Annotated in this window: 11 protein-coding genes; 10 read left to right on the forward strand and 1 reads right to left on the reverse strand. The window is 66.1% G+C overall.

Annotation, left to right across the window (positions count from 1 at the left end; genetic code table 11):
• From K2Y56_RS11640 to K2Y56_RS11650, 3 genes are all read left to right on the forward strand, one after another.
• A partial coding sequence (locus K2Y56_RS11640) for a hypothetical protein (protein WP_292507551.1) occupies positions 1-322 on the forward strand: 322 nt, incomplete at its 5' end.
• Complete coding sequence (locus K2Y56_RS11645; protein WP_292507552.1) at positions 319-546, forward strand: hypothetical protein; 228 nt, start codon at positions 319-321, stop codon at positions 544-546. The genes K2Y56_RS11640 and K2Y56_RS11645, both read left to right, overlap by 4 nt.
• Entirely contained in the window at positions 543-818 is a 276-nt protein-coding gene (locus K2Y56_RS11650; protein WP_292507553.1) for a hypothetical protein, read from the forward strand. Before K2Y56_RS11645 ends, K2Y56_RS11650 begins: the two co-directional genes overlap by 4 nt.
• A 39-nt stretch (positions 819-857) precedes the next feature.
• Here K2Y56_RS11650 and K2Y56_RS11655 read toward each other — a convergent pair whose 3' ends face one another.
• Positions 858-1,343, reverse strand: coding sequence for a hypothetical protein (locus tag K2Y56_RS11655; protein WP_292507554.1), 486 nt, complete (start codon positions 1,341-1,343; stop codon positions 858-860).
• A gap of 448 nt (positions 1,344-1,791) precedes the next feature.
• On the opposite strand from K2Y56_RS11655, the gene K2Y56_RS11660 reads away from it, so the two are divergent.
• From K2Y56_RS11660 to K2Y56_RS11690, 7 genes are all read left to right on the forward strand, one after another.
• Positions 1,792-1,944: a hypothetical protein gene (locus tag K2Y56_RS11660; protein ID WP_292507555.1), complete on the forward strand. Its 153-nt coding sequence runs from the start codon at positions 1,792-1,794 to the stop codon at positions 1,942-1,944.
• Positions 1,941-2,315, forward strand: coding sequence for a hypothetical protein (locus tag K2Y56_RS11665; protein WP_292507556.1), 375 nt, complete (start codon positions 1,941-1,943; stop codon positions 2,313-2,315). The genes K2Y56_RS11660 and K2Y56_RS11665 overlap by 4 nt, the downstream gene beginning before the upstream one ends.
• A complete protein-coding gene (locus tag K2Y56_RS11670) occupies positions 2,312-2,515 on the forward strand; it encodes a hypothetical protein (RefSeq protein WP_292507557.1) in 204 nt (67 codons plus the stop codon). Before K2Y56_RS11665 ends, K2Y56_RS11670 begins: the two co-directional genes overlap by 4 nt.
• On the forward strand, positions 2,515-3,153 hold the full coding sequence (locus K2Y56_RS11675) for a putative metallopeptidase (RefSeq protein WP_292507558.1): 639 nt from the start codon (positions 2,515-2,517) through the stop codon (positions 3,151-3,153). Before K2Y56_RS11670 ends, K2Y56_RS11675 begins: the two co-directional genes overlap by 1 nt.
• A 13-nt stretch (positions 3,154-3,166) precedes the next feature.
• Positions 3,167-3,673, forward strand: coding sequence for a DUF2280 domain-containing protein (locus tag K2Y56_RS11680; protein ID WP_292507559.1), 507 nt, complete (start codon positions 3,167-3,169; stop codon positions 3,671-3,673).
• Positions 3,627-5,123, forward strand: coding sequence for a phage terminase large subunit (gene terL / locus K2Y56_RS11685; RefSeq protein WP_292507560.1), 1,497 nt, complete (start codon positions 3,627-3,629; stop codon positions 5,121-5,123). Before K2Y56_RS11680 ends, terL begins: the two co-directional genes overlap by 47 nt.
• Positions 5,120-6,127 (forward strand): DUF1073 domain-containing protein (locus tag K2Y56_RS11690; protein ID WP_292507561.1); only part of this gene is annotated, 1,008 nt, incomplete at its 3' end. The genes terL and K2Y56_RS11690, both read left to right, overlap by 4 nt.

Raw genomic sequence — 6,127 nt, forward strand, 5'->3', positions numbered from 1 at the left:
ATGCACAAACCGAGGCGCAAGCCTTGGCAGCCTGACCCAAACCAAATGGCCTCCGGGAAACCCGGCGCGGTTCAACCAAGGGCTGGCGCCGCTTCTCGCACAAGCGGCTTGGCCTCTGAGCCCGCGAACCTTCCTGACCTGGTTGGATGGCTTTGCTTTCCAGGTCGAGGCCGGCCGCCCGACCGCGGCGCAGTGGGTCGAGGTCCTGGCCACGCTCGCGAGCGTCGACCGCAGCACCACCGATCCGCGCGAACTGCAGATCACCTTCCTCCCCGACGGCGCCGTGCGCACCGACGAGTTCCGCCTCAGGACCCGCACATGACCCGACCCGCCGACCTCGTCGACCAGGCCGTTGAGCAGCTGACCACACTCGTGGGGCGCTCCAGCGGGAGCTTCAGCGCCGCGGCCGATGCCTTCGACGCCTACGCCAGCTCGGCGCCGAGCGCGATGCATGAGCGGATCGCTACCGTCATCGCCGGCGAGTGCCGGGACGCAGCCGAGTGCGTCCAGGTCCGCCGCGCCTTCCTTCAGGGGTTCAGTCTGTGAGCAACGCTTACGTCGTCCGTTTCGGCGCCGGCAAAGCGCGTCGTTACCTGGCCCAGGCGAGCACAGCAGGTGACCTGCGTCAGGGGTGGCGCCCCTTCGTCTGGACGAAAGACATCAGTCGAGCCGAGAAGTTCTCGTCCTCGGGCTCCGCACGGTCCTATGCCCTCGACACGCTCGGCCATGCCCTCTGGGACGTGAGCATTGCTCCACCCAGCGGCTCGCCGACCGGCGACTTGGGCGGAACGCCTGCTGCAGCACGCATAGCCGCGTGACGTCGGCCCTCGGGACTTTCCGGTTCTAGGTTAGTCAGGTCATCCTGCGGAAGGCGCGCCCATCCACTGTTCGGTCAGTGTCAATGCAGCCTGGAACAGGACGGCGCCCTTCTCGTCCCTCACTTTTACGGCGACCGATTTGTCATTGCCCTTATCGAGGCTGAACCGCGCGATCTCAGGAAGGGCACCAACTGCCTCACGGCGGGCTGCCTCAAGATCCGGGAAGTCCGATCCTTCCTCGTCTCTCCCGCATAAACCGCCAGCGGTCATGTCAAAATAATAGCGTGGCACCTGAACCTCCATTTGAAAGGCAGGATGCCGAAGAATACCAGGGCCGCATTCACCTGCGGCAATAAGTAGTTCTAGTACGGTTCCGTACAGATATTCGCTTCCGGCAAAACGTGCATCAGGCGATCGAAGATAATCTTTCATCCTGATGCCGGGCTTCTTCTGACAACCGCCATCGTGCCGTTCGGCCGGGGCGCCATCGCTCTCTTGCTCAGCAGCCTCATGACCCCAGCTCAACGCGTCGCTCTCGTCGACATGATGTCGGCTGTTCTCGCCTGCTCATGCGTCACGCCCGAGCTCCGCTCCCGCGCGACCGCCGTGAGCTTCTGGCTCCGAAATCCGAGCCTTACCGGCCGCGGCGGCATCTTCGGCGCGTGAACCGAGCCGAGCAGCGCGTCGCCGACGCGCAACGCGCCCTCGACGAAGCTCGTCGCCAGCGCGCTGAAAACCACAGCCCGGGCACGGCGATTGCCGTCGCGTCGGCGCAGCTCCGGTTCGATGAAGCCCGCCGTGCGCTGTCCCGATGGGATGTCTCGTGATGCTCGCGCTTCTCGTCGCGCTCGCCGCTCCCCCGGCGCCTCCGCCCCCACCCGGGCCCAAGCCTCCGCCGATCATCGTCGTCCTCCTACCCCGCCCCGAGCTTGAGGACGCGCGGCGTCTTCGCTCCAACCTGGTGCATTGACCCATGTGTTCTGTCTCGTTCGCCCTCGGGCGCTGGCGCGCCGAGCGCAACAAGCCCCTGCGCGTCGCACTGGCCACAACCGTGTGCCAAGCCTCCTACGAGGAGGGCTTCGCTAAGGGCCGTGCGGGCAAACGCAACGCGGGGCCACGTCGTTGAGGCCGGATCCGTTCCCCCCGACGATCGTCGATACCGTCTCGCCGCAGCTCCCGCCAATCATTGAGTGGTGGCGCGTCGCGCTGCTGTTCGCGTCCCTGACTGCCATCGTGTGGTGGGCGCACATCCTCGTCACACCGGCGAGCGCTGAGACCGTGGGCTACCGCCTCGAAATCGAGGCCTGCCGCGATGACGCCTGCCGGCCGATTCTGCCGTCGGACGATCTCTGGAGCGGCAAGTTCGCCTGCGAGAACCACGCCGCGGTGATCGAACAGGCCGGGCGCGACCTGCCGCTCGAGCGCATCGGCCTTGCGCGCGGCACCTGGATCATCAAAGCGCGCTGCGCGCCCATCGACGGGATGCCCGACGCATGAACGCCTTCCTCGCCGTCGTTCTCGTCTGCTCGGAGTTGATCGCAGGGTCGGACTGCTCGCGCGACAACGCCCTCGACATGGCCGTCCAACCCGTCGCGATGGTGACCGACTGCGCCCAAGTGGGGCCGGTGCTCGCGACGCGCCTCAGCCTCGCGCCCGGCGAGTATCACAAGGTCGCTTGCGAGCGGCGGAAGAGCTGATGCTCGTTCGCCCGCGCCCCCCTGAGCGCCTGCTTGGGGCAGAGGGCGCATGCACCGATAGGCCCGTCGAGCCGGCGCACGACGTCATGGTCTGGATGCGCGCGACCTTCATCGATGAGGAAGCACCGCTTCTGAACGAGGAACACGCGCACCTGCGTGAGGCCATGATCGGCGTGCTTTGGTGCGCCGAGCCCAATGCTCGGCAGGGCAACGCCGTCGTCGGCCAATGCGAGACCACCCAGTTCCAGGGCGGCCGCTGGGCGAAGGTGCGGCAGCACCAGCAGCTTCAGGAGTGGTTCGGTTTCCTCCCCCACTTCCTGATCACGCTTGACGCTGGCTACGCCGACCAGTGCTCCGACGCGCAGTTCTGCAGCTTGGTCGAGCACGAGCTCCTCCACGCTGGCCAGGAGCGCGATGGCTACGGCGCTCCCAAGTTCCGGAAGGATGGGTCGCCCGCCTTCGCCATGCGCGGCCACGATGTCGAGGAGTTCGTCAGCATCGTCGCACGCTACGGCGTCGGTGCCGCGGCGGGCAGGACGGCCGAGCTCGTCGAAGCCGCGAGCCGCGCCCCGCTAATCTGCGAGGCGGAAGTAGCCGGCGCCTGTGGGACTTGCGGCCGTTCCTTGACCTACGCTTGACGGGATCCGCCACGTGAGCACGCTCCCTGACGACGTGAAGATCTTCGTCGTCCAACAGCTTGCGTGCTTCGACACGCCCTCCGAGGTGGCCAAGGCCGTCAAGGAGGAATTCCAGCTCGAGGTCTCGCGCCAGGCCGTCGAAGCCTACGATCCGACGAAGCGTGCAGGATCCTCCCTCTCGGAGGAATACCGCCAGATCTTCTTCACGACGCGTGAGACCTTCCTTACGGACACGGCCGCGATCGGTGTCTCGCATCGTGCCGTTCGCCTGCGGACAATCCAGCGCCTCACCGAGCGGGCCGAGCGGTCTGGCAACCTTGTTCTCGTCGCCTCGCTCCTGGAGCAAGCCGCGAAGGAAGCGGGCAACGCCTTCACGAACAAACGGGAGGTCGGCGGCATCGGGGGCACCCCGCTCGCAGTCGAGCACACGGTCGCGATCCCTGATCTATCCACCATGACCCAGGAGGAGCGCGATGGCCTCCGGGCTCTCCTTACCCGCACCGAGGGCAGCCTACCTTAAGGCGCTCGACAAGGCCGATTTCGAGCAGAGCCATCTCCGGTTCACACAGCGATTCTTCCATGCCCACAAGGGCTCGCCGCTTGTCATCGGGCAGCACCACGCCGTCGTCGCGAACACGCTCGATCGGGTGCTGAAGGGTGAGATCACCCGGCTGATCATCAACATCCCACCCCGGTTTACGAAGACCGAGATGGCGGTGGTGCACTTCATCGCACACGGCTTCGCGCTCAATGCGCGCGCCAACTTCGTCCACGCGAGCTTTAGCTCACCCCTGGCGCTGCAGAACTCGGACGCTGTCCGCGAGGTGATGAAGCTCCCGGCCTACCAGGAGCACTGGCCGCTGGATTTCAGCGCCACGTCCGACAACAAGGGGCGCTGGATGACGGCCGCCGGCGGCGGAATGCTCGCCGCAGCCGCGGGCGGTACGATCACCGGATTCGGTGCCGGGCTGATGGAGCCGGGCTTCACCGGGGCGCTGATCATCGACGACCCGCTCAAGCCCGACGACGCCTCATCGGACGTCCTGCGCGAGCACGTGAACAGCCGCTGGCATTCGACCTTCAAGAGCCGCCTGGCGCTGGAGTCGGTGCCGGTCATCGTCATCATGCAGCGATTGCACGTCGACGACTTCTCCGAGTTCCTGCTCAAGGGCGGGGCCGACGTGAAGTGGCACCACCTCCTGCTGCCCGTCGAGGTCGACAACGCGATCGACTATCCGCCGGAGTACACCCACGGCATCCCGATTCCGCACGGCCTGCCCGACGGCCCATTGTGGTCGTTCAAGCTCGATGAACCGAAGATCGAGGTGCTGCGCGCCAATCCCTACGTGTTCACCGGCCAGTACCTGCAGGTCCCGACCGTCTCAGGCGGTAACCTGTTCAAGGCCGAGGGCCTCGTCCCGTACGACTTTCTGCCTGCCCTCGCTTACCGGGTCATCTACGTTGACACGGCGCAGAAGACGGCCGAGCGGAACGATTACAGCGTGTTCCAGTGCTGGGGCATGGGCAAGGACGGCTGCGCTTACCTCCTCGACCAGATGCGAGGGAAGTGGGAGGCGCCCGAGCTTGAGAAGAACGCGCGGGCTTTCTGGAAGAAGCACAAAGCGGTGGCGTGGAACACCCACGGCGCGCTGCGATCGATGAAGATCGAAGACAAGGCGTCCGGGACGGGTCTCATCCAGTCCCTGCGGAGGCCGCCCGACCCCATCATCGTCGTTCCGATTCCACGGGCGAAAGACAAGGTCGTGCGTGCGAACGACACCCTGCCGGCGTTCGCGGCTGGCTTGGTTCGCCACCCCGCCGTCACGCCCGCCACCGCTTGGGTCAAAGACTGGATCACCGAGATGCTGGCCTTCCCCGCCGACTCTCATGACGACCAGGTGGACCCGACCATGGACGCGGTCTCCGACATGCTCGTGCGCGGGCCTTCAATGATGGACGTCCTCGAATGAGCTGGATCGGAAACATCGCCGACTCGCTGCGCAACGTCGTGTCGGGCCTCGGCACCGCGAAGGACAAGCGCAGCCACAACACCTTCGTCATCCAGCCGATGATGCGAGACGAGATCGACGCGCTCTATCTCGAGGACGGGTTCGCGCGGAAGATCGTCGACAAGATGCCGGCCGACGAGGTCCGTGAGTGGCGGACCTGGGAGGCCCGGGAGGCCGAGGCGATCTATGCGGCGGAGCGCCAGCTCAGGTATCGCGCCAAGGTCCAGCAGGCTCGGACCTGGGGCCGTCTCTACGGAGGTGCCGCCATCCTCATCGGCGACGGCAACGACGATCCGACCAAGCCCCTCGACATCGAGGGGATCGGAAAGGGCGGGTGCCAGTATCTCCACGTTCTCTCGCGCCACGAGCTGGCGGCGGGCGAGCTGGAGCGGGACATCCTCTCTCCCAACTTCGGCCGGGCCAAGAGCTACACCCTGGCCAACACGGCCGCGAATTCCATCCCGGAGATCCACCATTCGCGGCTCGCGATCTTCGATGGCGTCGATTGCCCTCGGCTGATCCGCGATACCAACCAGGGCTGGGGGCTCCCGCTCTATCAGGCCATCCGCACCGCGATCATGAACGTCGCCGTCAGCGCCGCCAGCGCGGCGGCCCTGACCGAGGAGGCCAAGACCGACGTCATCCAGGTCCCGGATCTGACGGCGCAGCTCAGTGACCCCGAGGGCCAGCGTCGCCTCATCACTCGCTTCACCATGGCGAGCCAGATGAAGTCGACCGTGAACACGCTGCTCCTTGGCGCAGACGAGGTCTTTTCTCGGAAGCAAATGAGCTTCACCGGTCTCCCCGACCTGATCCGGATGCACATCGAGATCGTGGCCGGCGTGGCCGACTACCCGGTCACGGTTCTGCTCGGCACCGCGCCGAAGGGCATGAACGCCACCGGCGACGGCGATGCCCGCAATTACTACGACACGATCAAGGCTCGCCAGACCGGCGGCCTGCAA

Source organism: Methylobacterium sp. (assembly GCF_019745455.1).
Taxonomy (GTDB): domain Bacteria; phylum Pseudomonadota; class Alphaproteobacteria; order Rhizobiales; family Beijerinckiaceae; genus Methylobacterium.

Excerpts from the sequence above, each read along its gene's own strand:
- K2Y56_RS11645 (WP_292507552.1), top strand. The coding sequence starts at position 319 with ATGACCCGACCCGCCGACCTCGTCGACCAGGCCGTTGAGCAGCTGACC.
- K2Y56_RS11660 (WP_292507555.1), top strand. The coding sequence starts at position 1,792 with ATGTGTTCTGTCTCGTTCGCCCTCGGGCGCTGGCGCGCCGAGCGCAAC.
- K2Y56_RS11670 (WP_292507557.1), top strand. The coding sequence starts at position 2,312 with ATGAACGCCTTCCTCGCCGTCGTTCTCGTCTGCTCGGAGTTGATCGCA.
- K2Y56_RS11675 (WP_292507558.1), top strand. The coding sequence starts at position 2,515 with ATGCTCGTTCGCCCGCGCCCCCCTGAGCGCCTGCTTGGGGCAGAGGGC.
- terL (WP_292507560.1), top strand. The coding sequence starts at position 3,627 with ATGGCCTCCGGGCTCTCCTTACCCGCACCGAGGGCAGCCTACCTTAAG.